This is a genomic window from Streptomyces hokutonensis (assembly GCF_000376565.1).
Lineage (GTDB): Bacteria > Actinomycetota > Actinomycetes > Streptomycetales > Streptomycetaceae > Streptomyces > Streptomyces hokutonensis.
Genome location: NZ_BARG01000061.1, coordinates 66892 through 89253 on the forward strand (window position 1 = coordinate 66892; position 22362 = coordinate 89253).

Here is a 22362-nt window from a genome sequence, read left to right on the forward strand (position 1 = left end):
CATGGCGAGGAGAGCGACTGGTGGGACGGGTGGAGTGAAGGGGGCGCGGCGGCCGGAGGTGCGGTTGCCAGCGCTCGAGGCATACGGCGGTGGGGAGTTGGAGCCGGACGGGGACTACGACGGGCTGGAGATCCGGGACGAGGACTTCGCGGGGCAGGACGGCGGGGGCGCCCGCTTCATGGACTGCGCGCTGACGGGCTGCGCGCTGGACGAGACACGGCTGCACCACGCCCGGGTACTGGACTCGGTCCTCACCGGCATACGGGGTGTCGGTACGGACCTCGCGGAGTCGACCCTGCGTGATGTCGAGATCGTCGACGCCAGGATGGGGGGTGTGCAGTTGCACGGTGCCGTGCTGGAGCGGGTGGTGATTCGGGGCGGGAAGATCGACTACCTGAATCTGCGCAAGGCGCGGCTCCGGGATGTCGTCTTCGAGGGGTGTGTGCTCGTGGAGCCGGATTTCCTCGACGCCCGGCTGGAGCGGGTCGAGTTCGTGGACTGCGCGTTGAAGGGGGTGGACTTCACGGGGGTGTCGTTCACTGACGTGGATCTGCGCGGGGCGGCCGAGCTGGAGATCACGCGAGGCATCGACCGGCTGTCGGGGGCCGTGATCAGCATGGGGCAACTGCTGGATCTGGCGCCGGTGTTGGCGGTGCAGATGGGGATTCGGGTGGAGGGCTGAGGGACTCTGGGGGCGCAGCCCCCGGACGCTCACTGCACCCGGGGGAACTTCGCCTGCAGCGTCCAGATCGCCGGGTTCTCGCCGAGGTCCTCGTGCATGTCGACCAGGTCGGCGATGAGGTCGTGCAGGAAGTCCCTTGCCTCGCGGCGGAGTTCGGTGTGCGAGAAGGTCAGTGGTTCCTCGTCGCGCCGCATCCAGTCGGCCTCCACGTCCACCCAGCCGAAGCGGCGCTCGAAGAGCATCCGGTCGGTGGACTCGGTGAAGTCCAGTTCCGCCCGCTGGGGGCGGGACGCCCGCGAACCCGCCGGGTCCTGGTCGATGCGCTCCACGATGTCGCACAGCGCCCACGCGAAGTCGAGCACCGGCACCCAGCCCCAGGCCGTGGCCACCTCCCGGTCCGCCTTGGTGTCGGCGAGATACACGTCACCGCAGAACAGGTCGTGCCGCAGCGCGTGGACGTCGGCGCGCCGGTAGTCGGTCTGCGGGGGGTCCGGGAAGCGGTTGGAGAGGGCGTAGCCGATGTCGAGCACGTAGGTGATGGTGTCACGGTTCGGGAGGGCGGACGGCAGCCGGAGCGGTCACTCACGCCGGCCCGGTGGGGCGGTCTCCGTCCCTGTTCCGAGCGGCGGCAGCCTCCAGCAGGGTCCAGCCGTCGACCTCCACGGCCTGCGGTTCTTCCGGTCGTGGCAGCCACCCTCGGGCCGACGCCGCGTCGAGCAGGGCGCGGACGGCGCCTGGCTCGTGCAGGTTGAGGGACGCGCCCCGGACGTATCCCACGTCCCCGGAGCCCAGGGGGGCGCCGCCCGGGACGTACCGCCCCGGTCCCGCGACGAAGACGATGCGCAGTGGCCCACCGGTGCCGGCCGGCTGGGGACGCAGGGTGAGGGTGTGGACGCAGCCCACGGGCCGACCGTCGGTGTGGCTGTGACTGTGGCGCAGGCTCCAGAGGTAGGTGTGTCCGTCGGCGACGAGGCGGCGGGGCTTCTTGGAGGAGCGGGGCATGGAGCCGAGCGTACGAGCTCCGGACTCGTAGGATCTACGAGCTCCGGACTCGTAGGATCGCGGACATGCCCCGATCCGTACCCCTTGTTCCGTCGGTCGCCGCCTGTGCGCTGGCCCTTGCCCTGACCGCGTGCACGGGGGCGGGGTCGGGCGCCCGGAGCAAGAGCGGTGGTTCCGGCCTGAGGGACCCGTACTTCCCGAAGGCCGGCAACGGCGGCTACGACGTCACCCACTACGACCTGACCCTCGCCTACAGCCCCGACGCGCGTGAGCTGACCGGTACGGCGACGATCACCGCTCGGGCCACCGCCGAACTCTCCTCCTTTCACCTGGACTTCAAGGGGATGACGGTCAAGTCGCTGACGGTGGGGGGAAGGAAGGCCGGCTGGAGCCGCGGCGGTCAGGAACTGACGGTCCGGCCGTCCTCCGCCCTTCGCAAGGGCGGGACGTTCGAGACGACCGTCCGCTACTCCGGCGCCCCGGAGACGCTCACCGATCCGGACGGTTCGGAGGAGGGCTGGCTGCGCACGGCGGACGGTGCGGTGGCGCTGGGCGAACCGGTCGGCTCGATGGCGTGGTTCCCCGGCAACGACCATCCCTCCGACAAGGCGACGTACGACATCGCGATCACCGTGCCCAAGGGGCTGCAGGCCGTCTCCAACGGGGAGTTGAGGGCGGAGACGACCAACAACAGCCGGACGACGTATCGCTGGCGTACCGCCCGGCCCATGGCGACCTATCTGGCCACGGTCGCCATCGGCCACTACGACATCACCCGCACGACGACGAGCGACGGCCTCCCCGTCTACGTGGCGGTCGACCCGCAGGAAGCGGCCGCGAGCCGCAAGGTGCTCGCCCGGATCCCGGAGATCATGGAGTGGGAGGAGTACAACTTCGGGCCGTACCCCTTCTCCTCGACCGGCGCGATCGTCGACCGGCGTGGTGACGTGGGGTACGCGCTGGAGACCCAGAACCGGCCCTTCTTTCCCGGCGCCCCGGACACCGCCACCCTCGTCCACGAGCTCGCCCACCAGTGGTTCGGCGACTCCGTCACCCCGAAGACGTGGCGGGACATGTGGCTCAACGAGGGCTTCGCGACCTACGCGGAATGGCTCTGGGACGAAGACCACGGCGGCGACACCGCCCAGGAGACCTTCGACGCGCTCTACGACGGGACCTACTTCGACGACCCGTCCGAGAGCGACGCCGTGTGGGCCTTTCCGCCGGCCCGGCCCAGCTCCGCCGCGCACATCTCCGACAGTCCCGTCTACGAGCGGGGCGCGATGGTGCTGCACAAGATCCGCCGGACGGTCGGCGACGGCCGGTTCTACGACATCGTCCAGGGCTGGGCCGCCGCCCACCGTCACGGGAACGCGGACACCGCCGACTTCACGAAGTACGTGGAGCGGATGGCGCCGGGGAAGGACTTCGGGGGGATCTGGAAGGACTGGTTGTACGGGGGCGGGAAGCCGGACCGGCCCTGACCGATCCGGCATGCGGTGACCTCTACAACAGCCAGAGGGAGCTTCCAGTGGCGTCCGCGAGTTCCCGGAGGGCTCGCTCGCCCGGGTGGGCGGCGGCGAGGCGGATCATGGCGTCGTTCGCGCCCGGCTCGTCGTACGACTTCATCGCGACGGTGAGCAGGGCGAGTTGGAGGCCGAGGTCGTAAGGGATGTGTTCGCCGGAGGCGAGGCGGGTGATGCCCCGTGCGACGGTGGCGTCGATCTCGTCCTGAGCAGCTTCGACGATCTCGCGGGACAGCAGCGAGGAGATGTGCCGGTCGAACTGAAAACGGTCCGCGAGCGAGATCAGCGCGCGCGCCGCCTCGATCCGCAGTCCGGCGCTGTCGCGTTCGTCGACCATGTCCCTGCTGGCCCCGACCGCGTCGGCGAGCTGTCCGAAGGTGTCGTCCTGGCTGAAGAACCGGTCGGCGGACTGGCCGAGCCAGACCACGTCGTCAGGGGCGGCGGCTGCCTGGAGGACGGTGTCGTAGCCGAGCGGGTCGGCCCAGCTGGTGAGTGCGCAGCAGGCGAGGAGGCGGGCGGCGGGGTCGGCGCTGGTGTCCTGGAGGATCGAGGTCAGGCCGGGAGTGCGTTCCAGATAACCCTCGTCGTCCAGAGCGTCGGCGATCACGTCGTCGGGGTCCGCCGGATTGCCGTCGAAGTCGGTGTAGAGCAGGGCTCGCAGCTCGGGGCTGGGCTGCCAGCGGTCCTTGGTGTCGGCCATGGGGTCTGCTCTTTCCTACGATCCGGAGGTGGGGAACGGTCCGGTGACGTACTCCTTGGGGACGGTCCCGCTGATCAGCCACTCGCCGTCGCGGCGGGTGTTGAGCAGGGCCATGACCCGGTCCAAGACCTTACGTGACTTGCCCTTGCTCAGCCCGAGTCCGTCGACGAAGTCGGATGCCTGGTCGGTTTCACCGGCACGGAGTGTGCCGGGCACGTCGATCTCGCGTCCGGCGACCTTGTCGATCTCGTCGTTGATGGACCGCTGGACCTGTTCCGGGTTCAGGATCCGGACGCCCTGGACCTTGCCCGCGTCGATGTCCTGCTGGAGCCGCTGGTAGTCGACGCGGATCTCCTCGGTGCCGTAGACCTTTCCGGTGCCGTCCTGCGGGGCGAAGGAGGTGTACTGGCTGGACTCCTTGGCGGCCTTGTTCTTGCCGCCGAGGACGTGCTGGAGCGGGGTGATCTCGCCGTCCGGATCGGCGGGGACGATGCCGACGTCCGGGTCGAACCGGGACTTCCTCAGGCCGAACGGATTGTGGGTCGCGCCGAAGTCGTCGTCCTGGCGGATCAGCTTGGGCGCCTCGTCCGCGATCGAGTCGAGGTCGAGCGCTCCGGGCACGGCGGCCCGCGCTCCTGGCAGTGCCAGCCCGTCGAAGAGGGTTCCGAAGCCGCCCGCCTCGGTCGCGGCCCTGACGGTCCCCGCGCCCGCGCCGAACATCCCCCCGAACGCCATGCCGTAGAGGGCCGAGTCGTTCACCTCGTCGAGGCTGAAGCCCTTGCTCTCGCCGGTGGCGATCGCGACCGGCTGCGCGACGGCGAGGTCCACGGTGACCGACTCGATGCCGCCGAGCGCGGCGGTGGCGAGGGTGGTTCCCGCGATGGTGGCGACCTCGGTCGAGACGGCCACGCCGAGCGTTCCGGCCATCTCCACGATGCTCGCGGTGGCCGCCGCCGCGGCGCCTTCGGAGATTCCGGCCGTGAAGATGGCGAGGGCGGTTCCGGCGATGATCGTCGCTCCGACGATCTCCAGTTCGTGTTCGAGGTGCTTCGTCGCGGAGTGCACGGCGTCGGCGTACTTGTCGAGCGCCTTGGCCATGTCCCGGGCGCCGTCGATCATGTCTTGGAGCCAGCCGTGGCCGTCGTAGTAGTAGCGGCGCCAGAACGGGTCGTCAAAGGCGGAGATCGCCTCGCCCTTGTTGTGCTCGATGATGGAGCGGGCCGACTTGTTCGCGGCGGCGGTGACGTCCTCGATGTCGTCGGCGAAGTCCCGCCACGCCTTGGCCGCCGCGCGCAGCCCGTCCTCGTCGGCGGCCGGCCACCACATGCCGGTGACGTCCTGGACGATCTTCTTGGCCTTGTCGGCGACGCTCACTTGCCGTCGTCCTCGCTCTCGCCACCCTTGACGCTGATCCTGCCGAACATGGCGCGCACCAGCTCCTCGCGGTCGATGTGACCGTCCGCCATGTCCGTCATGGCCTCATGGATGCTGGCCAGACCGTCGGTGAGGATCTGCGCCGCGTTCTCCAGCTGCGTCACGTGGGGGCCGTAGGCCTTGTGGAAGGCGGTCCCCTGATCGTCGTCGCCCCAAGGCGAACCCGCTGCTCCGAGAGCTGTCTTGAGCTTGGTGAGCGCCTTGGAGAGATCGGTGCTGTGAGTCTGGAAGTGCGGAGCGGTCGCTTTGAGATCAGCGATCTTGATGTCGAGTATCTCGCCCTTGTCGCCCATGGACGCGTGCTCCCCCCGGGTGGTCTGCTCGTCAGCCGTACGACCTTAACCAGGCTGTGCGATTCGCAACTGCGCCGAACGCAAAGGCGAAGCAAAGATCTGTTCGGCGCCGAGGGATGCCAGCGGGGGACCGGGCCCGTCGGCCTATTCCGCCCGCTCCTCCAACTCGTCGAGCAGCAGGGCAAGTTCGCTCGGCCACACGGTTTCCGTCGTCCCGCGCAGCTCCTCCCGTGTCCACCACCGCCAGGCGCGGATGCCCTCCTCGGCATGGGCGGCGGCGAGGTGGGGGCCGGTGGGTTCGCGGTGGAGGCCGTGGGCGACGTAGATGTGCTCGTGCTGGTGGATGGAGGTTCCGGAGGAGGTGAAGTCGGCCTCCCTGGTGCACAGCAGGGGCCCGGGCTCCAGGTCGGTCCAGCCGGTCTCCTCCCGCACCTCCCGCAGGGCGCCCTCGCGCGGGGTCTCGTCTCCTTCGAGGCCGCCGCCGGGCAGGGCCCAGTAACTGCCGCTCTCGGCGTCGTCGTACCGAAGGAGGAAGACGGAGCCGGCGGGGTCGAGCACGGCGACGCGGCCCGCGTGCCGGGGTGTGCGGAGCTGCTTGCGCAACACGGCGCAGGGGCGGCCGAGTTGGCGGTCCCGGCGGTGGTCGACGACGTCGTAGCCGAGGGTGGTCCAGAAGGCGAGGCCGTCGGGATTGTTGTCAAGGACGGCGAGGCGTACGGCGGTTCGGCCGGCCTCGCGGAAGCGGTCCTCTACGAGGGACGCCAACTGCCGCCCGAACCCCCGCTGTTGCTGCGCGGCGTCGATCATCAGCAGCCCGATCCAGGGGTCTCCGTCGTCCGGGTCGGGATGGGCCCCGAGGGTGATCGCGATCCCGACGAGCCGCCCGGCACTACGGCCGAGCAGGACCTCTGTGTTCGGATCGGCCAACTCATCGGCCAGCGCGGTCGCCACCTGCTCGGGCCGGATGTCCTCCGGGTCCGGGAAGTCACCGCTCAGGGCGTGGAACGCGTGGTTGGAGGCGTAGAGGGCGGTCAGCTCGGTGAGCAGCTCGCCGGGCAGGGCGCCGGCCTCGGTCGGCGTGAGCGGTTCGAGGAACATAGGGGCACGCTAGCGGCCGGGGACTGCGCCGAGCTCGAACCAGATCTGTTTGGCGGGGGTGCTGTGTGGTGTCGCCGCGCTGGACACCCCAGTCCTGGGCGAGGCCGGTGAGAAGGAGCAGGCCTCGCCCGTTCTCGTCGTATGTGTCGCCGGGTTTCTGATGGGGGTCGGCGTCGAGGGCGTCGTCGTAGACCGAGACGCGTAAGCGGTCGTGGCGCAGGACGACTTCGAGGCGTACGGCCAGGGAGTCGGTGTGGAGATTGACGTTCGTGACGATCTCGGAGACCAGGAGTCTGGCGGTGTCGACGTGGTGGGGGTGACCGGTGACCTGGAGGAGGAGGGCGACGAGGTCTCGGCAGATCTTGGGGCTGGTGGGGGAGTTGGGGGTGCGGAGGCGGTAGATCTGTGGGGGGGGGTGTGGGGCGGGGTCCACGGTGACTCCTTTGCCGTTCCTGCCGGTACGGGGCCTTCGCGGCACACACCTCCATGGCTCGGCCGGGCCGACTGGCATGTGCCGGAACTGCCACTCGTCCGAGTGGACCCGTTACCTGCCCGCCCGTCAGACTTGGACTGCTCGACCAGGAGGAAAGTGATGCCACCCAGGAGTAGCCCGACGGTTCGTCAGGCCCGGCTCGGCGCGGAGTTGCGCAAACTTCGCGAGGCGGCGGGGATGGCGGCCCGTGAGGCGGGGGCGTTCCTTGGCGGCAACCAGGCTCAGATCAGCCATATCGAGGCCGGGCGTTGGGGCGTGAGCGCGGAGGCTGGCCGCGCGGTACTCCGCGTCCGATGAGAAGCTCGTCGAGGCGCTGTCCGCGATGGCCGAGGAGCGTGGGCGTGGGTGGTGGGAGGAGTACCGCGGAATGCTCGCCCCCGGGCTTTCGCGACCTCGCCGAACTGGAGCACCACGCAACGTACTTGCGCTGTGTCAACGTGATCAACGTGCCGGGCATCCTGCAGACCGAGGAGTACATCCGGGCGATCCATCACAGCTATCGCCCGGCACTGCCCGCCGAGAACATCGATGCAAGGGTCGAGTTCCGTCTACGACGCCGGAACGTCCTGGAGCGTGACGTGCCGCTCCCGTTCAAGGTCATCGTCCATGAGGCGGCGCTGCGTAGGTACAAAGGGACATTTTTCGAATCCTCTTCCTTTCCGCTGGGTATTTGTGCCGAGTCGGCCGCGCTGTCGGCAGCGGTCACCGACGGTATTCGTGATTTCACGGCGATTGCCGTCGTCGGTGGGGACCCGAAGTCCGACGGCCAGGGCGAGCCCGTGACGCCCTGCGGCGGTTGTCGGCAGCGCATCTTCGACGTCATGGGTGGATTCGAACGCAACGTACCGGTGTTCTGCGCGGACTTGGCGCTCTCGCACGTCCAACGCTTCACCATCCGCGACCTGTTGCCTTTCGCGTTCAGCGCGAGTGATCTGCCGACGATGTAAGTCCTCTACCGAAAAGGGATGTTCAGCCAAGGACTCCCCGGATCCGACGTCAGGATCCGGTGCGCCGCGACCATGTCCTGGTACCACGGGCCGAACTCCTCCTCGTCGAAGTGGAGGCAGCGGCCGAGGATGTAGCCGGCGGAGAAGTCCGGCCAGGAGCGGTGGGCGAGGGTGGCGGCGCGGCCCGCGCGGATCAGGGCCGACTCGGTCTCCGCGAGGGTGCAGAAGCGGGCGCCCAGGCCCCAGCGGGCCATCTTCGAGGCGCGGCCCAGGTCCCAGGCCTCGACGGAGGTGACGTGGCGGTTCTCGTCGAGGATGCCGTCGGCGCGCATCCGGGCCTCGTAGCGGGTGATGCGGCCGATGAGGCGTTGGACACCTTCGATGCGGGCCTCGGTCTCGGAGGCGGGGCGGGGGTCTGTTTTTGTGACGCCGTCCTCCGTGATGACCGTGGAGCCTTCGGAGTCGGCGCGGATGACCGTGGCGACGGCCTGCCGCCAGTAGCCGGTGTCGACGTGGCCGCCGAAGTCGCGGGCGATGGTGCGGCGCAGGCTCAGCGCGAACTCCCATACGGAGCTGGAGGCTTCGCGGGCCAGCAGGTTGCGCAGGTGGTGCTGCCATTCGGCGCGGGTGGTGATGCCCCACCACTCGCGCAGCCGCCGGCGCTCACCGTCGTAGCCGCTGCCGTGCCAGGCCGGCGCGTTCCACAGGGAGCCGTTGCTGACGCAGAGGAGGGCTCCGCAGGCCAGGCCGTGGGCGACGGGGCCGTGCAGTGCGCCGCCGACGTGCAGGGCGCGCAGCCGCATGCCGGTGGCGGGGGTGCCTGCGTGTCCGGCCGCGCGTGACCAGTCCGTCGTGCCCGGGGGGCCGTAGGGGAGGGCGAGTTCGCAGGGGGTGCCTGGGTTGACGACGAGGGTGGGCGGGCACTGCGGGTTCCAGGCGTCGGCTATCCAGCGCAGCGAGGCGCGCGAGTAGACCATGTCGGTGCCCGGTGCGGGGAGCATGCCGTCGGTGAACAGTTCCCAGTGCCTGGTGCCGCGTCGGACGTCGCGGATGAACACCCGGTGCACACGGTCGGGTTGGGCGTCGTAGGCCTCGCGGGACATCTCGTAGTAGAGGTGGCTCCGGGCGAGTACGTCGTAGTACGCGGACCAGTCGCCGCGCGCCCTGGCCTCGGCGAGGGCCCGCTCGGTCTCGGTCGGCGGGGTCCAGGCGGGCGGACCGGCGGGCGGGGGAGGCCCGAAACCGGCGGAGGGCGGTCCGAACGACATGGGTGCTCTGTCCTTCCAGGGTCCAGCCGCTGCTGACCCCGGCACACTCCCACACGGGTCTGAGACACCCCTGTGGACCCCCGGATCTCCGGAAACGCCTCCCGGTCAGCCCGAGGCCCCCGGCCGCGGTCACGCGGTCAGGGGCCTCGCACAGTGTGCTGCGGGCGGGGCGTCCGTCAGACGTTCACACCGAAGTCCTGGGCGATGCCGACCAGGCCCGAGGCGTAACCCTGGCCCACCGCGCGGAACTTCCACTCCGCGCCGTTGCGGTACAGCTCGCCGAAGACCATCGCGGTCTCCGTCGCCGCGTCCTCGGAGAGGTCGTAGCGGGCGATCTCCGCGCCGCCCGCCTGGTTCACGATGCGGATGTACGCGTTGCGGACCTGGCCGAAATTCTGCGAGCGGGTCTCCGCGTCGTAGATCGAGACCGGGAAGACGATCTTGTCGATGTCCGCCGGGAGGCCGGCCAGGTTGACGTTGATCGCCTCGTCGTCGCCCGCGCCCTCGCCCGTGCGGTTGTCGCCGGTGTGGACGATGGTCTGGTCCGGCGTCGACTTGTTGTTGAAGAAGATGAAGTGGCCCTCCGAGTACACCTTGCCCTCGGGGTTGACCGCGATCGCGGAGGCGTCGAGGTCGAAGTCCGTGCCGGTGGTGGTGCGGACGTCCCAGCCGAGGCCTACGGTGACGGCGGTCAGGCCCGGGGCCTCCTTGGTGAGCGAGACGTTGCCACCCTTGGACAGGCTTACAGCCATTGTTGGGAGTCCTTCCCTCGTTGCGGTGCGGGCTTCGTACTGAGGACGAAGCTACCGGTACCTCTATGAACGCCAAGAGGGGTATCGAAGGTTCCACGTGGCTTTACTTTCTTTACCCGCGACGTCCGGCCGTATTTCGCGTGACGTGGACCGGACAGGCAGGCGACCATGGGGGCATGTCCGGTCCTTATCTCATCCGCGGCTCCGTCTCCCTGCCCGAGGCCGAGCTCATGTGGCGTTTCTCGCGGTCGTCGGGGCCGGGCGGGCAGCACGTCAACACCAGCGACTCCCAGGTGGAACTCCGCTTCGACCTGGCGAAGACCGAGGCGCTGCCCGAGGTGTGGAAGGCCCGCGCGCTGGAGCGCCTCGCCTCCCGGCTCGTCGACGGCGTCGTGACCGTACGGTCCTCCGAGCACCGCTCCCAGTGGCGCAACCGCGAGACCGCCGCCGTACGCCTCGCCGCGCTCCTCGCCGAGGCCACCGCGCCCCCGCCGAAGCCGCGCAGGCCCACCCGGATTCCCCGGGGCATCAACGAGCGCCGGCTGCGCGAGAAGAAGGCCCGCTCCGACACCAAGCGGGGGCGGACCGGGCGCGACTGGGGGTAATCCCCGGTTCCCGCCGCCGGTTGTCACATCCCCGGCCCGCGCTCCGTCGTAGCAGGGACGACGGACCGCGACGAGGAGTGTTCACCCGTGGGCGACTTCGAATTTCCCCGACAATTCCCGCAGCGACAGGACGGTGAATTTCTCGCCGCCCGGTTCGAATCCCACCGTTCCCGCCTGCACGCCGTCGCGCACCGCATGCTCGGCTCGTCCGCCGAGGCCGACGACGCCGTGCAGGAGGCCTGGGTCCGGCTGAGCCGGACCGACGCGGAGAAGGTGGAGAACCTCGCGGGCTGGCTCACGACCGTCGTCGGCCGGGTCTGCCTCGACATGCTCCGCTCCCGCACCTCCCGCGCCGAGGAACCCCTCGACGCCGGTGCCCCGGTCCCGGCCGCCGTGCCCACCCCCGAACAGGACGCCCTCCTCGCCGACTCGGTCGGGGCCGCGCTCCTCGTCGTACTGGAGACCCTGACGCCCGCCGAACGGCTCGCGTTCGTGCTGCACGACCTGTTCGCGGTGCCGTTCGAGGAGATCGCGTCCATCGTCGGCCGTACGCCCCCGGCAGCACGGCAGTTGGCGAGCCGGGCCCGGCGGCGGGTGCGCGGGGCGCCCGCGCCGGACGGGGATCCGGTACGGCAGCGGGTGGTCGCCGACGCGTTTCTCGCCGCCGTGCGGGAGGGCGACTTCGAGGCGCTGGTGAAGGTGCTCGACCCGGACGTGGTCGCGCGCTCCGGGGACACGGTGACCGCGGGTGCCGCCGCGGTGGCGACCGGCGCGACCTCCTTCGCCCACTTCGCGGCCTTCGCCCGGCCCGCCCTGGTGGACGGCGCCACCGCCATCGCCCTCGTCGTCGACGGCCGCCCCGAACGCACCCTGACCTTCACCTTCGTCGGCGACCGCATCGCCGCGATCGACATCGTGACGGAGCCGGAGAAGGTGGCGCTGCTGGACGTACGGCTCGTGTGAGGCGCGTCCCGATCAAGCTCAACACCAAGGGCTGCTACGGCAGCTCCAGCACCCCGACCGTCTCGCCCTCGCTCAGCTCGCCGTTGGGCCGGAAACCCAGCCCCAGATAGAAGTTCGCCGGCCCGGACGGGCCCTCGTGCCAGGTGACGTAGAGCTCCTTGCCGCCCCGGCGGCGGATCTCGGCGGCGACGGACTCGACGGCGAACCGGCCGTAGCCACGCCCCTGTTGGTCCGCCGCGATGTTCAGGCGCCACAGGCCGGAGCGGACGACGGTGCCGTCCAGCTTCCAGTCGATGTCGAAGAAGGCCATGAGGAAGCCGACGGGGCGGTCCTCGTCGACGATCAGGCGGGGCCAGGCGGTGCCGGGGTGGACGTAGGCCTCGGCGAGGGATTTCACGACGGGGGACACCGCGAATTCCTGGTCGGGGCGGACCCGAATGCCTGTGGCGGCCTGGAAGTTGGCCGGGGTGATCTCTTCGAGGCGGGGAGCGGGTCCGGTGGTGATCGGCGTCATGGGTGCACGGTAGGCGGACCGCTCACCGGTGGGCGACCGAATTCACGGTCACCCCAACTGCCGGTATTTGCCCCGGAAATAGGTCAGCGGGCCGCCGTCCGTGCTGGTCGCCTCCGCCGTCAGTACGCGGCCGATGACGAGGGTGTGGTCGCCGGCCGACACCCGCTGTTCCGTGCGGCATTCGAGGGTGGCGAGGGCGCCGCGCACCAGGGGCGCGCCGGACGCCGCGCCGTGGACGTAGGGGATGTCGTCGAAGAGCAGCCGGTCGCTGATGCGGCCCTTCATGGCGAAGCGGCCGGCGATGTGGCGCTGGCTCTCGGAGAGGACGGAGACGGCCCACAGGGGCTGTTCGTCGAGGAGGTCGTCCATGCGGGAGCCGTTGCGGAGGCTGACCAGGACCAGCGGCGGGTCCAGGGAGACCGACATGAAGGCGGTCGCGGTCATGCCGACGTCCTCGCCGACCGGCGCCTGCGGGTCGTCCGGGTCGTACGGCTCCTCGTGCGCGGTCACCAGGACCACGCCCGCGGCCAGCCGGGCGAGGGCGGCGCGGAACTCGTCGTTGCTCACCCCCACAGCATGCCCGGAGGGGAGGGACTCGGTGATCGAGGCGGTGTTCAGCACGCCGGGAACGCTAATCTCCGAGTGCCGCGCCGCGCATCGGACTTCGGTCCCGGACGGGTCCTAGGACCAATGGCCCACGCGACGGAACATCGTCGTGCATCATGTCCACACACCCACAAAGTTTGCGTTCAGTAAACGCACAGGGAAAACGCAGAAACTCCACTCAATTGTTCATCTTCTGCTGTGACTTGAGTCACAAGGGGTAGTAATTGTTGACCCTGTGTACCGAGTGGGCAGCGCGCTGTGATTCAGTGGCAAGGAAGAAGACCCTTGATTCGCTGCGAGGTCTCGGGGGGAGGGCGAGTATGGAGACCGAGTCGGAACCCTACGTCCGTCTTGAGAACCTGCGGCAACTGCATACGGTCATGGCGGACATGAACACCGCCCGAAGCCTGGCGGACACCCTGCAGACCGTCGCCGACGGCGTGGTCAAGGGCCTCGGGTACGAGCTGGCGTGCGTCAACCTCGTCCGCCCTGACGGCGACCTGGTGGTCGCCGCGTTCTCCGGCAACTCCGCCGCCGAGGCACTCATCACCGGCCGGGTCGGCTCCCGCGCCTCCTGGGAGCGCCGCCTCGGCATGGGCGAGGACTGGGGCGACCTGCGGTTCATACCGCACACCGAGGGCTGGGTCCTCGACGAGGACGACGTACCGCAGTGGTACACCGACGGCCCCGCGCCCCGCTTCGAGGACGAGTGGCACCCCTCCGACCGCCTCTTCGCGCCGATGTACACGCCCGGCGTCGCCGGCGGCTCGTGCGGCGAACTGATCGGCGTCCTGTCCGTGGACCGGCCGCGCAACGGCCGCCGGCCCGGCGCGTGGGGCCGCGAAGCGCTCCAGATGTACGCCTTCCAGGCCGCCATCGCGATCAGCAACGCGCGTCTACGTGCGAATATGCAACGCGCACTTGTCAGACTCGAACGCGAGCAACAGGCCCTGCGCGCAAGCGAGGAGAGCTTCCGGCAGGCCTTCGAGTACGCCCCCTCCGGCATGGCCATCGCCGAGATGGGCGGCGACCAGCACGGCCGAATACTCCGCAGCAACGACGCCCTGTGCCGCCTCCTGGGCCGCCCCGCCTCCGCGATGCGCCGCTACTCCTTCTCGGACCTCGTCCACCCCGAGGACATAGGCACCCTGCTGAGAACCTCGGCGGAGGGCGGCCGCGCGGAACTCCGCCTGGGCCGCAGGGACGGCACGTACGTCTGGGTCTCGCTCCGCAACTCCGTCGTCGCCGACGCCGCCGACGGGCCGCGCTTCCTCCTCTCCCACGTCGAGGACATAGAGGACCGCAAGCGCCGCGAGCTGCAGCTCGCCCACCGCGCCGCGCACGACGCGCTCACCGGCCTGCCGAACTCGGCCGAGCTGCGCACCCGCCTCTCCGCCCGCCTCTGCCAGCGCCCGACCTCCGCGTTCCCCGGCGAGGTCGAGTCCCTCGACGCCGCGTACGGACACCCGGCCTACGACGCGAACGGCCACGGCTTCGACTACCCCCCCGGCGCCGACCTCCTCGACGCCTACGACCACCACGTGCACACCATCGCCCCCGAGGGCGAGCGCGACGACGGCACCAAGGGGCTCGCGGTCCTCTTCTGCGACCTCGACGGCTTCAAGTCGATCAACGACCGGTTCGGGCACAACGCGGGCGACGCGGTCCTCATCGAGGTCGCCCGCCGGCTCGGCCGGGCCGTGCGCGACGGCGACACGGTGGCCCGGCTCGGCGGCGACGAGTTCGTCGTCCTCGCCGACGGCCTCGGCAAGGCCGACGCCGCCGACCTCGCCGTACGCCTGCGGAACGAGATCATCCAGCCCATCCGGGTCGACGGCCGTGCCATGCGGGTCGGGGCCAGCTTCGGCATCGGGTGGGCCCACTGCGGCATGACGGCGGACGAGGTGTTGAAGTCCGCCGACGAACGGATGTACATCGAGAAACGATCTCGTCCCAAACAGCACAGACGCGCGGGATGATCTCCAGGTCAGCGCTGGGATGCGGTCCGAGTCACCCGTTTGGACCACGCGGAGCGGGTAGGCTCGCACTTCACCAGACGTATGAAGCTGACGTATCTGATCCGCCCCGCACCTGTTGAGGAGTACCTAGGGATGACGCCCGGCAACAACGGCGCGAGCACGCCCGAGGACGACGACCCGTTCGGCTACCTATACGCCGACGGCCAGGCCAACGGCGCCCAGCCGCCGTCCGGCGGTGGTGGCTACGGCTACCCGGGCTCCGTCAACCGGGTGCGCGCGGTCGGCGAGCGCCAGTACGGCGGCCCGCCCGCCGCCGCCCCCACCGCCCAGTACCAGCAGCCGTACGGCCAGACCGTCCCGCAGCAGCAGGCCTACGGCGACCGGCCGAACGCCGCCTACCAGGCCCCCGAGTCCTTCGGCGCCCCGCCCACCCAGCAGCCCCCGTCCTACGACGGCGGCCGCGGCGGCGGCCGAGGCCGCGGCCCCAACACCAAGGGCCTGCTGATCGGCGCGATCGCGGTGGTCGCCGCGGTGGTCATCGGCATCAGCGTGGCGATGATGAACGGCAACGACGACACGAAGACGGGCAACGAGGCGGGCAGCACGCCGTCGGCTTCGCAGAGCGCTTCTTCGAGTCCTTCGGCCAGCAGTAGCGCGTCGAGCGGGCTGGACACCCAGACCATCGACGCCAAGGCGCTGAAGCTGGAGGGCGGCGCCACCCTGGCGTCGGACGTCGAGGGCGCCGATGCCGACGGCGGCATCTATGTGACGGGCCTGAACGCCGTCGGCGCCTCGGTCTCCTGGCAGGTCAACAGCATCCCCTCGGACGGCACCTACACAGTGTTCGCGCACTACAGCTCGACCAGCGACGACCAGCACATGACGCTCAGCATCAACGGCAAGAAGTTCGGCAGCCCGTTCAGCCTGAAGAACTACGCGAAGGCCGCCGACGGCGACTTCGCGAAGGGCTGGACGACGAGCTTCGCGTGGCCCACGCTCACCAAGGGCAGCAACACGCTCACCCTGTCCTGCGAGACCGGCGACAACTGCAACGTCCTGCTGGACCAGTTGTGGGTGAAGCAGGGCCAGGTCAAGAAGTAGCCGGGAGCGTCAGCCCACGCCTCCGACGGCCGTCGGAAGCGTGGGCTTCCGACGGCCGTCGATCAGATGTGAGACCGGGTGACACAGTGTTGCTCAGATGCGTCCGCCTTCGACGCAGAAGACGGCTACCCAACCCGTCTTGCCGCCTCAGCTCACCTTGACCCAGTCGTTGCCGGAAGGGCCTCCAGACCAGCACGTGTAAGAGCCGCCGCTGTTGTCTCGAGTGCACGGGGTCGTGGTGCAAGGAACTCTGGTGCCAGGGTCGGTAATCGAGAAGAGCACGGTCGACGAGGTGCTGGCACTGCTCCGGATCTTGAAGGAGTGACCGTCCGTCATCCAGACACCTGCTTGATCCGCCGACGCGGTGGAACTCAAAGAGACGACGAGTCCCATTGAGGCCATTCCGAGAGCAGCGAGTTGCTTGATGGCCGACGATTTGCGCGTGTGTTCCTCCAGCGAGTGGTGGATCTTGGTCGCTGGCGACTAGATGTACTAAGGGTTGGTGTGTATCGGCGGTCGTCGGTCAAGGTTGGTTGGTTTCAAGCCGCGCTGGCGTCCCCCGTCACCGCGACCCGCCCCAGCAGTTCCTCGTAGGCCGGGCGGTCGAACTCGCCCGCTGCCGGGGCCAGTACGGTCGCCGCGGACAGGGCGACCGCGCGGGCCAGTCGGGCCGGCCAGGGCAGGCGTTCCACCCACCCGGACAGCAGGCCCGCGACTGCCGAGTCGCCTGCGCCGGTCGGGTTGCCGTGTATGCGGGCCGGGGGTGTCGCGTGCCAGGTGCCTTCCGGAGTTGCCGCGAGGAGGCCCCGTGCGCCCAGGGAGGCGACCACTGTGCGGGCGCCCCGGCGTCGGGCGTCCTGGGTGGCGCGCAACGGGTCGTGGGAGCCGGTGAGTTCGGCCAGTTCGTCGGTGTTGGGCTTGAGGATGTCGGGGCGGGCGGCGACTCCGCGGCGGAGGGGTTCGCCGCTGGTGTCCAGCAACACCGGGACGCCGGCCGCCCGAGCCGTGCGGATCAGGCCCGCGTACGCGCCCACCGGCACCCCCGGCGGCAGACTCCCGCACAGGGCCACCGCCGACACCCCGCCCAACAGGGCCTCGTACGCCTCCTGGAACGCCGCCCACTCCGCCGAAGTGACCGTCGGGCCGGGCTCGTTGAGTTGAGTCGTGTCACCTGTCAGGTCGTCCACGATCGCCGTCGTGCGCCGGGTGGGCCCGGAGACCGGGACCAGCGCGTCCAACACCCCCGGCGTACCGGCCAGTTGCTCCTGAACGACCCGTCCCGTGGCACCGCCCGTGAACCCGGTCACCGTCACCTCGTGGCCGAGGGCGGCCAGCACGCGGGCCACGTTCAGCCCCTTGCCGCCGGGCCGCTCGGTCACCTCGGAGACGCGGTGCGTGCCGTGCGGCCGCAACTCCCGTACCCGATAGGTGATGTCGAGCGCGGTGTTCAGTGTGACGGTGAGAATCACCGGGCGACCTCCCCCGAAGACCGCATGAATGCGCTTGCTCTGTGTTCCGGAGGCTCGATGATGTCAAACGGGAGGCGGTCCTCCCAGTCCCCCGGGACAACCGCCGCCGTCAACCACGTCACATATCAGCCCAGTTGGGGCTCGACCACCCAAGTGCCGCGCCGCATCACGCCCTTGAGGTCGAAGTCGGCGTCCAGCAGCACCAGGTCGGCGTACTTGCCCGGCTCCAGCGAGCCGATCTCGTCGTAACTCCCCAGCAGTTTCGCCGGGTTGGCCGAGATCGCCGCGACCACGTCCTCGACCGGCAGCCGGTCGACCGTCACCGACCGCTTGAAGGCCCGGTCCAGGGTCAGCGTCGAGCCCGCGATCGAACCGCCCTCCACCAGCCGCGCCACACCCTCGCTCACCTCGACCTCCAACGGGCCGAGCATGTACCGGCCGTCGCCGAAGCCCGCCGCGTCCATCGCGTCCGTGATCAACGCCACGCGGTCTGCGCGCGCGTGATGGAACGCCAACTCCAGGGACGCCGGGTGCAGATGCGTACCGTCGTTGATCAACTCGACGGTGATGCGCTCGTCTTCGAGGAGCGCAGCGATCGGTCCGGGCTCACGGTGACCGAGCTGCGGCATCGCGTTGAACAGGTGCGTGGCGACCGTCGCGCCCGCGTCGATCGCCTCGACCGTCTGCTCGTACGACGCGTCGGTGTGCCCGATCGCCGCGATGACGCCGAGTTCGACGAGCAGCCGTACGGAGTCGAGCCCGCCCGGGAGTTCGGTCGCGAGGGTGACCATCCTGGCGCTGCCGCGCGCCGCGTCGACCAGCTTGCGCACGTCCGCCGGGTCCGGCTCGCGCAGCAGCGCCTCGGAGTGCGCGCCCTTGCGGCACGGCGAGATGAACGGGCCCTCGAAGTGGATGCCGGCGAGGTCGCCCTGTTCGGCGAGTTCGGAGAGAAGGCCGGCGCGGTGGGTCAGGAAGTCCATCTCGCCGGTGACGGTCGAGGCGACGAGGGTCGTCGTGCCGTGCAGGCGGTGGGTGTGGATGCCCTTGAGGACGTCGTCGACGGTGCCGGAGGTGAAGGAGGCTCCGCCGCCGCCGTGGTTGTGGAGGTCGACGAAGCCGGGCACCAGCCAGTGGCCGGTGACGTCGATGACCTGGGCGTTGTCGGGCGCCGCGCCGGTGATCTTCGTGCCGTCCACGATGACTCGGCCGCCGCGCACGATGCCCGTGGGGAGGACCACGTTGGCGCCGGACAGGATCAGGGGCGCATTGGCCGTCGCGGAGTGCGGGCTCGTCGTGGCTGGTCGCGCAGTTCCCCGCGCCCCTGGGTGGGTTGGCATTAGGGGGTTACCTCCATGCGGTCGGTTGTGGTCAGGAGGTCCCAGGCCAGGAGGCCGGCACCGAGGCATCCCGCGGTGTCCCCGAGGGCGGCGGGGACGATCGTCGGCAGCTTTTGGAAGGTGATCCGGTCCCCGACCGCCTCCCGCAGTGGTGTGAACAACGTTTCCCCCGCCTCGGCCAGGCCGCCACCGATGATGATCGTGCGGGGGTCCAGGAGGGTGAGGGCGGTGACGAGGCCGTCGGCGAGGGCGGCTACGGCCTCCTGCCAGACGGTCTCGGCGCGGGGGTCGCCGGAGTCGACGGCCTTGGCGCAGCCGGCCGCGTCCGCGTCCGGGTCGCCGGAAGCGGCCGCCCATGCCTCCGTCACCGCCGCCGCCGACGCGTACCGCTCCAGGCAGCCGGTCTGGCCGCAGGGGCAGGGGGCGCCGCCGGGGCGTACGACGATGTGGCCGATCTCGCCCGCGAAGCCGTGGGCGCCCGCCTCGACCCGGCCGTCGATGCCGATGGCGCCCGCTATGCCGGTGCCCAGCGGTACGAACAGGAAGCGGTCGGCGCCCTTGCCCGCGCCGATCCTGCCCTCGGCGAGGCCGCCGGTGCGCACGTCGTGGCCCAGGGCGACCGGGACACCGCCGAGCCGGGCGGCGAGCAGGTCGCGCAGGGGTACGTCGCGCCAGCCGAGGTTGGCCGAGTAGGCGGCGACGCCCCGCTCGGCGTCGACGATGCCGGGGACGGCGACTCCGGCGGCGGACGCGGGCTCGCCGTAGTGCTCCTCGCCGTACGCGCGCAGCTCGGCGGCGAAGCCGAGGATGTGCTCGACGACCGCGTCCGGGCCGCGCTCGCGGCCGGTCGCCCGGCGGGCCCGGTGCAGCAGCTCGCCGTCGGCCCCCACTAGGGCGGCCTTCATCCCGGTGCCGCCCACGTCGAGGGCGATGACATGTCTCACGGGGACAGTGTGGCCCGTCTACCCGCGAGAGGTCTAGTCCACTTACGTGGTGTAGACCTTATGGGTTCGCGGAGCGAACGTCACGACAGCAAAGCTTTGGGGAGTCAGCAGTGCAGCGGCGCAGGACAGGAATGATCGCGGCGATGTCCGTACTGGGCATGACGGCGGTCCTCGGCGGCTGCGGCCTCGGCGGGGACTCGGGTGATGTGACCCTGAGACTCGTCGCCGCCGACTACGGCGACTCGGCGTCCAACAGCTCGCGGAAGTACTGGGACGCGCTCGTCAAGGCGTACGAGGCCAAGCACCCCGGTGTGAAGGTCGACGTCAGCGTGTACTCGTGGAACGAGGTCGACGCCAAGGTCAGGGCGATGGTCGACGCGGGGAAGGCCCCGGACATGGCGCAGATCGGCGCGTACGCCGACTACGCCGACGAAGGCAGGCTGTACTCCACCGCCGACCTGCTCTCCATCCCCGTAGAGGCCGATCTTCTGGAGCCGCTCGCGGACGCGGGGCAGGTGAGCCACGTCCAGTACGGCATTCCGTTCGCCGCGTCTACGCGCGTCCTCTTCTACAACAAGACCCTCTTCGCCGAGGCCGGACTGACCCCGCCGAAGAACTGGAGCGAGCTGGCGGCGGACGCGGAGGCGCTGAAGTCGCGTGGCGTGAAGTACCCGTTCGCGCTGCCGCTCGGTTCCGAGGAGGCGCAGGCCGAGACCATGCAGTGGCTGCTCGGCGGAGGCGGCGGCTACACCGACGAGCTCGGCAGTTCCTACACCCTGGACTCCGCGGAGAACATCTCCACCTTCACCTGGCTGCGGGACAACCTCGTCGGCAAGGGGCTGACCGGTCCCGTCGCACCCGCCGAGCTGAACCGCGCGGACGCGTTCGCCGCCTTCGCCAACGGTGACGTAGGCATGCTCAACGGCCACCCCACCCTCATCCAGCAGGCGGCCAAGAAGGGCGTCAAGTTCGGCACGGTCGCGATGCCGGGGCGTACCGGCAAGGCCAAGACCACGATGGGCGTCGCCGACTGGATGACCGCGTTCAAGCAGAACGGCCACCGGGACCAGATCGGCGACTTCCTCGACTACGTCTACAGCGAGAAGAACGTCCTCGCCTTCTCCCGTGAGTACGACCTGCTGCCGGTGACGAACTCCGCGTCGAAGGTGATGGAGGCGTCGAAGCAGGACCAGGACCTCCGCCCGTTCCTGGAGGAGCTCCCCCTCTCCACGCTCTATCCGGTCGGCAACACCTCCTGGGCCACGGTCAGCGCCGACATCAAGAAGCGCATAGGGCGGGCGGTCGCCGCGAACGGCAGCCCGGGGGCGGTGCTGGGGCAGCTGCAGGCGGCGGCGACGCTGGCGGAGAGCGGGAAGTAGGAGGCGGCCGGGACGGGCCGGGGCCGGTGTCAGTGGCGGGGGCTACGGTGCAGGGCATGGACAACGACCGGCCCTCGCGGCTTCCTCCCCTCCACCGGAGGGAACAGGACATCCTCGCGCTGGAGCGCCGCGGCTTCCCGGGCCCCGGCGCGAAGGAGCGCGCGATACGCGAGGAGCTGGGCCTGGCCCCCGTGCGCTACTACCAGCTGCTCAACGCCCTGCTGGACGACGAGCGGGCGCTCGCCCACGACCCGGTGACGGTGAACAGGCTGCGACGGGTCCGGGAGACGCGGCGTTCGGAGCGGTGAGGGTCCGGCCGAGGGGTGATGGGCGAGGGGTACGGTCGGCCCCGCGCGGATAGGGTCGCCGTATGGGCAGCCCTAAGGACTCCACCGATCCCGTACTACCGACCCTGCCGACCCCTCGCACAGGTGCCGGGCGTGAGGGCCTGGAAGCGATCCTCGCGCGCCCGTCCGCCGCGGTGATCGGGCTCGACTTCGACGGCACGCTCGCACCGATCGTCGCGGACCCCGAGCAGGCCCGCGCGCACCCCGGCGCGGTGCCCGCGCTGGCCGCCCTCGCCCCGAAGGTCGCCGCCGTCGCCGTGATCACCGGCCGCCCGGCGGGCGTCTCGGTGCGCAACGGCGGTTTCGCGGGCGTACCGGGCCTGGAACACCTGGTCGTCCTCGGCCACTACGGCACGGAGCGCTGGGACGCGGTGAGCAGCACGGTCAGCGCCCCCGCCCCGCACCCGGGAGTCGCGGCGGTCCGCGCCGAACTCCCCGGCTTCCTCGACCGCATCGGCGCCTGGCAGGGCACCTGGATCGAGGAGAAGGGCCGCGCCGTCGCCGTCCACACCCGCCGCGCCACCGACCCCCAGGCCGCCTTCGAGGCCCTCCGCGCCCCCCTCACCGACCTCGCCACCCGCCACGGCCTGATCGTCGAACCCGGCCGCCTGGTCCTGGAGCTGCGCCCACCGGGCATGGACAAGGGCGTAGCGCTGGCCGACTACCTCCGCGAAACAGGCGCCGAGTCCGTCCTCTACGCCGGCGACGACCTCGGCGACCTCCCCGCCTTCGCCGCCGTAGAAAAACTCCGCTCCGACGGCCTCCCCGGCCTCCTCGTGTGCAGCGGCAACGACGAGGTGACAGAACTGCGGGAGCGGGCCGACCTGGTGGTGGACGGAGCGGCGGGGGTTGTGGGGCTGCTGTCGGCGCTGGCGGCTCAACTGGGCTGATCGGGTGGGGGTGTCCGTTCCTGTGCCCCGCGC

The 22362-nt window shown here is 70.4% G+C and carries 25 protein-coding genes; 11 read left to right on the forward strand and 14 right to left on the reverse strand.

Going from position 1 to position 22362, the window contains the following annotated elements; all coding sequences use genetic code 11:
* The first annotated feature begins 1 nt into the window (after position 1).
* The gene (locus SSP08S_RS35780; RefSeq protein ID WP_245608022.1) at positions 2-682 is read left to right on the forward strand and encodes a pentapeptide repeat-containing protein; all 681 of its coding nucleotides are present in this window, start codon (positions 2-4) and stop codon (positions 680-682) included.
* 29 nt (positions 683-711) lie between these two features.
* Here the strand turns inward: SSP08S_RS35780 and SSP08S_RS35785 are convergent, their stop codons facing one another.
* Positions 712-1212 carry a hypothetical protein gene (locus SSP08S_RS35785; RefSeq protein WP_019072454.1) on the reverse strand — a complete coding sequence of 167 codons (501 nt, stop codon included), beginning with the start codon at positions 1210-1212 and terminating at the stop codon, positions 712-714.
* Between the two features lie 52 nt (positions 1213-1264).
* Entirely contained in the window at positions 1265-1684 is a 420-nt protein-coding gene (locus tag SSP08S_RS35790) for a hypothetical protein (protein WP_019072455.1), read from the reverse strand.
* Between the two features lie 65 nt (positions 1685-1749).
* On the opposite strand from SSP08S_RS35790, the gene SSP08S_RS35795 reads away from it, so the two are divergent.
* A complete protein-coding gene (locus SSP08S_RS35795; RefSeq protein ID WP_019072456.1) occupies positions 1750-3168 on the forward strand; it encodes a M1 family metallopeptidase in 1419 nt (472 codons plus the stop codon).
* A 22-nt stretch (positions 3169-3190) separates the two neighbouring features.
* On the opposite strand, the gene SSP08S_RS56530 is transcribed toward SSP08S_RS35795, so the two are convergent.
* From SSP08S_RS56530 to SSP08S_RS64610, 5 genes are all read right to left on the reverse strand, one after another.
* Positions 3191-3910, reverse strand: coding sequence for a hypothetical protein (locus SSP08S_RS56530; protein ID WP_019072457.1), 720 nt, complete (start codon positions 3908-3910; stop codon positions 3191-3193).
* A 15-nt stretch (positions 3911-3925) separates the two neighbouring features.
* A complete protein-coding gene (locus SSP08S_RS62895) occupies positions 3926-5284 on the reverse strand; it encodes a WXG100-like domain-containing protein (protein WP_019072458.1) in 1359 nt (452 codons plus the stop codon).
* Positions 5281-5637, reverse strand: coding sequence for a hypothetical protein (locus tag SSP08S_RS35810; protein ID WP_019072459.1), 357 nt, complete (start codon positions 5635-5637; stop codon positions 5281-5283). Before SSP08S_RS35810 ends, SSP08S_RS62895 begins: the two co-directional genes overlap by 4 nt.
* Positions 5638-5781: 144 nt before the next feature.
* A complete protein-coding gene (locus tag SSP08S_RS35815; RefSeq protein WP_019072460.1) occupies positions 5782-6735 on the reverse strand; it encodes a bifunctional GNAT family N-acetyltransferase/NUDIX hydrolase in 954 nt (317 codons plus the stop codon).
* Complete coding sequence (locus SSP08S_RS64610; RefSeq protein WP_078532624.1) at positions 6623-7246, reverse strand: ATP-binding protein; 624 nt, start codon at positions 7244-7246, stop codon at positions 6623-6625. The genes SSP08S_RS35815 and SSP08S_RS64610 overlap by 113 nt, the downstream gene beginning before the upstream one ends.
* 81 nt (positions 7247-7327) lie before the next feature.
* On the opposite strand from SSP08S_RS64610, the gene SSP08S_RS63755 reads away from it, so the two are divergent.
* On the forward strand, positions 7328-7525 hold the full coding sequence (locus SSP08S_RS63755; RefSeq protein ID WP_245608023.1) for a helix-turn-helix domain-containing protein: 198 nt from the start codon (positions 7328-7330) through the stop codon (positions 7523-7525).
* Positions 7526-7665: 140 nt separating this feature from the next.
* On the forward strand, positions 7666-8175 hold the full coding sequence (locus tag SSP08S_RS63760; RefSeq protein ID WP_245608024.1) for a Scr1 family TA system antitoxin-like transcriptional regulator: 510 nt from the start codon (positions 7666-7668) through the stop codon (positions 8173-8175).
* Between the two features lie 5 nt (positions 8176-8180).
* Here SSP08S_RS63760 and SSP08S_RS35835 read toward each other — a convergent pair whose 3' ends face one another.
* Complete coding sequence (locus tag SSP08S_RS35835; protein ID WP_019072462.1) at positions 8181-9443, reverse strand: DUF1266 domain-containing protein; 1263 nt, start codon at positions 9441-9443, stop codon at positions 8181-8183.
* A 176-nt stretch (positions 9444-9619) separates the two neighbouring features.
* The gene (locus tag SSP08S_RS35840; protein WP_019072463.1) at positions 9620-10195 is read right to left on the reverse strand and encodes a TerD family protein; all 576 of its coding nucleotides are present in this window, start codon (positions 10193-10195) and stop codon (positions 9620-9622) included.
* 176 nt (positions 10196-10371) lie between these two features.
* On the opposite strand from SSP08S_RS35840, the gene arfB reads away from it, so the two are divergent.
* Together arfB and SSP08S_RS35850 are read left to right on the forward strand one after the other, a co-directional pair.
* Positions 10372-10800 carry an alternative ribosome rescue aminoacyl-tRNA hydrolase ArfB gene (gene arfB / locus SSP08S_RS35845; protein WP_019072464.1) on the forward strand — a complete coding sequence of 143 codons (429 nt, stop codon included), beginning with the start codon at positions 10372-10374 and terminating at the stop codon, positions 10798-10800.
* An 87-nt stretch (positions 10801-10887) separates the two neighbouring features.
* Positions 10888-11763, forward strand: a complete 876-nt coding sequence (locus tag SSP08S_RS35850; RefSeq protein WP_019072465.1) for a sigma-70 family RNA polymerase sigma factor — start codon at positions 10888-10890, stop codon at positions 11761-11763.
* Between the two features lie 34 nt (positions 11764-11797).
* Here the strand turns inward: SSP08S_RS35850 and SSP08S_RS35855 are convergent, their stop codons facing one another.
* Positions 11798-12277 (reverse strand): GNAT family N-acetyltransferase, encoded by a 480-nt coding sequence (locus tag SSP08S_RS35855; protein ID WP_019072466.1) that lies wholly within the window; start codon positions 12275-12277, stop codon positions 11798-11800.
* A gap of 48 nt (positions 12278-12325) precedes the next feature.
* Positions 12326-12898 carry a flavin reductase family protein gene (locus tag SSP08S_RS35860; RefSeq protein ID WP_019072467.1) on the reverse strand — a complete coding sequence of 191 codons (573 nt, stop codon included), beginning with the start codon at positions 12896-12898 and terminating at the stop codon, positions 12326-12328.
* A 305-nt stretch (positions 12899-13203) separates the two neighbouring features.
* Here SSP08S_RS35860 and cdgB point away from each other — a divergent pair, with 305 nt between their 5' ends.
* Together cdgB and SSP08S_RS35870 are read left to right on the forward strand one after the other, a co-directional pair.
* Positions 13204-14862 carry a diguanylate cyclase CdgB gene (gene cdgB / locus SSP08S_RS35865; RefSeq protein ID WP_019072468.1) on the forward strand — a complete coding sequence of 553 codons (1659 nt, stop codon included), beginning with the start codon at positions 13204-13206 and terminating at the stop codon, positions 14860-14862.
* A 132-nt stretch (positions 14863-14994) separates the two neighbouring features.
* Positions 14995-15963, forward strand: coding sequence for a carbohydrate-binding protein (locus SSP08S_RS35870; RefSeq protein WP_019072469.1), 969 nt, complete (start codon positions 14995-14997; stop codon positions 15961-15963).
* A 539-nt stretch (positions 15964-16502) separates the two neighbouring features.
* Here the strand turns inward: SSP08S_RS35870 and SSP08S_RS35875 are convergent.
* The 3 genes from SSP08S_RS35875 to SSP08S_RS35885 all read right to left on the reverse strand — a co-directional run bounded on the left by SSP08S_RS35875 (position 16503) and on the right by SSP08S_RS35885 (position 19713).
* Positions 16503-17432, reverse strand: a complete 930-nt coding sequence (locus SSP08S_RS35875) for a 1-phosphofructokinase family hexose kinase (RefSeq protein ID WP_019072470.1) — start codon at positions 17430-17432, stop codon at positions 16503-16505.
* A gap of 125 nt (positions 17433-17557) precedes the next feature.
* Entirely contained in the window at positions 17558-18688 is a 1131-nt protein-coding gene (nagA, locus tag SSP08S_RS35880) for an N-acetylglucosamine-6-phosphate deacetylase (protein WP_051106050.1), read from the reverse strand.
* Between the two features lie 80 nt (positions 18689-18768).
* Complete coding sequence (locus tag SSP08S_RS35885; protein WP_026179123.1) at positions 18769-19713, reverse strand: ROK family protein; 945 nt, start codon at positions 19711-19713, stop codon at positions 18769-18771.
* Positions 19714-19823: 110 nt separating this feature from the next.
* On the opposite strand from SSP08S_RS35885, the gene SSP08S_RS35890 reads away from it, so the two are divergent.
* The 3 genes from SSP08S_RS35890 to otsB all read left to right on the forward strand — a co-directional run bounded on the left by SSP08S_RS35890 (position 19824) and on the right by otsB (position 22329).
* Positions 19824-21092, forward strand: a complete 1269-nt coding sequence (locus tag SSP08S_RS35890; RefSeq protein ID WP_078532625.1) for an extracellular solute-binding protein — start codon at positions 19824-19826, stop codon at positions 21090-21092.
* Between the two features lie 56 nt (positions 21093-21148).
* A complete protein-coding gene (locus tag SSP08S_RS35895; RefSeq protein ID WP_019072474.1) occupies positions 21149-21400 on the forward strand; it encodes a DUF3263 domain-containing protein in 252 nt (83 codons plus the stop codon).
* A 62-nt stretch (positions 21401-21462) separates the two neighbouring features.
* Positions 21463-22329, forward strand: a complete 867-nt coding sequence (otsB, locus tag SSP08S_RS35900; RefSeq protein ID WP_026179124.1) for a trehalose-phosphatase — start codon at positions 21463-21465, stop codon at positions 22327-22329.
* Positions 22330-22362 lie beyond the last annotated feature (33 nt).

Bases quoted from the DNA above. Each gene is read 5' to 3' on its own strand.
- SSP08S_RS35780 (WP_245608022.1), top strand. From the start codon at position 2: ATGGCGAGGAGAGCGACTGGTGGGACGGGTGGAGTGAAGGGGGCGCGG.
- SSP08S_RS35790 (WP_019072455.1), bottom strand. From the start codon at position 1,684: ATGCCCCGCTCCTCCAAGAAGCCCCGCCGCCTCGTCGCCGACGGACAC.
- SSP08S_RS35795 (WP_019072456.1), top strand. From the start codon at position 1,750: ATGCCCCGATCCGTACCCCTTGTTCCGTCGGTCGCCGCCTGTGCGCTG.
- SSP08S_RS56530 (WP_019072457.1), bottom strand. From the start codon at position 3,910: ATGGCCGACACCAAGGACCGCTGGCAGCCCAGCCCCGAGCTGCGAGCC.
- SSP08S_RS35810 (WP_019072459.1), bottom strand. From the start codon at position 5,637: ATGGGCGACAAGGGCGAGATACTCGACATCAAGATCGCTGATCTCAAA.
- SSP08S_RS35815 (WP_019072460.1), bottom strand. From the start codon at position 6,735: ATGTTCCTCGAACCGCTCACGCCGACCGAGGCCGGCGCCCTGCCCGGC.
- SSP08S_RS64610 (WP_078532624.1), bottom strand. From the start codon at position 7,246: ATGCCAGTCGGCCCGGCCGAGCCATGGAGGTGTGTGCCGCGAAGGCCC.
- SSP08S_RS63755 (WP_245608023.1), top strand. From the start codon at position 7,328: ATGCCACCCAGGAGTAGCCCGACGGTTCGTCAGGCCCGGCTCGGCGCG.
- SSP08S_RS35835 (WP_019072462.1), bottom strand. From the start codon at position 9,443: ATGTCGTTCGGACCGCCCTCCGCCGGTTTCGGGCCTCCCCCGCCCGCC.
- SSP08S_RS35840 (WP_019072463.1), bottom strand. From the start codon at position 10,195: ATGGCTGTAAGCCTGTCCAAGGGTGGCAACGTCTCGCTCACCAAGGAG.
- arfB (WP_019072464.1), top strand. From the start codon at position 10,372: ATGTCCGGTCCTTATCTCATCCGCGGCTCCGTCTCCCTGCCCGAGGCC.
- SSP08S_RS35855 (WP_019072466.1), bottom strand. From the start codon at position 12,277: ATGACGCCGATCACCACCGGACCCGCTCCCCGCCTCGAAGAGATCACC.
- cdgB (WP_019072468.1), top strand. From the start codon at position 13,204: ATGGAGACCGAGTCGGAACCCTACGTCCGTCTTGAGAACCTGCGGCAA.
- SSP08S_RS35870 (WP_019072469.1), top strand. From the start codon at position 14,995: ATGACGCCCGGCAACAACGGCGCGAGCACGCCCGAGGACGACGACCCG.
- SSP08S_RS35895 (WP_019072474.1), top strand. From the start codon at position 21,149: ATGGACAACGACCGGCCCTCGCGGCTTCCTCCCCTCCACCGGAGGGAA.
- otsB (WP_026179124.1), top strand. From the start codon at position 21,463: ATGGGCAGCCCTAAGGACTCCACCGATCCCGTACTACCGACCCTGCCG.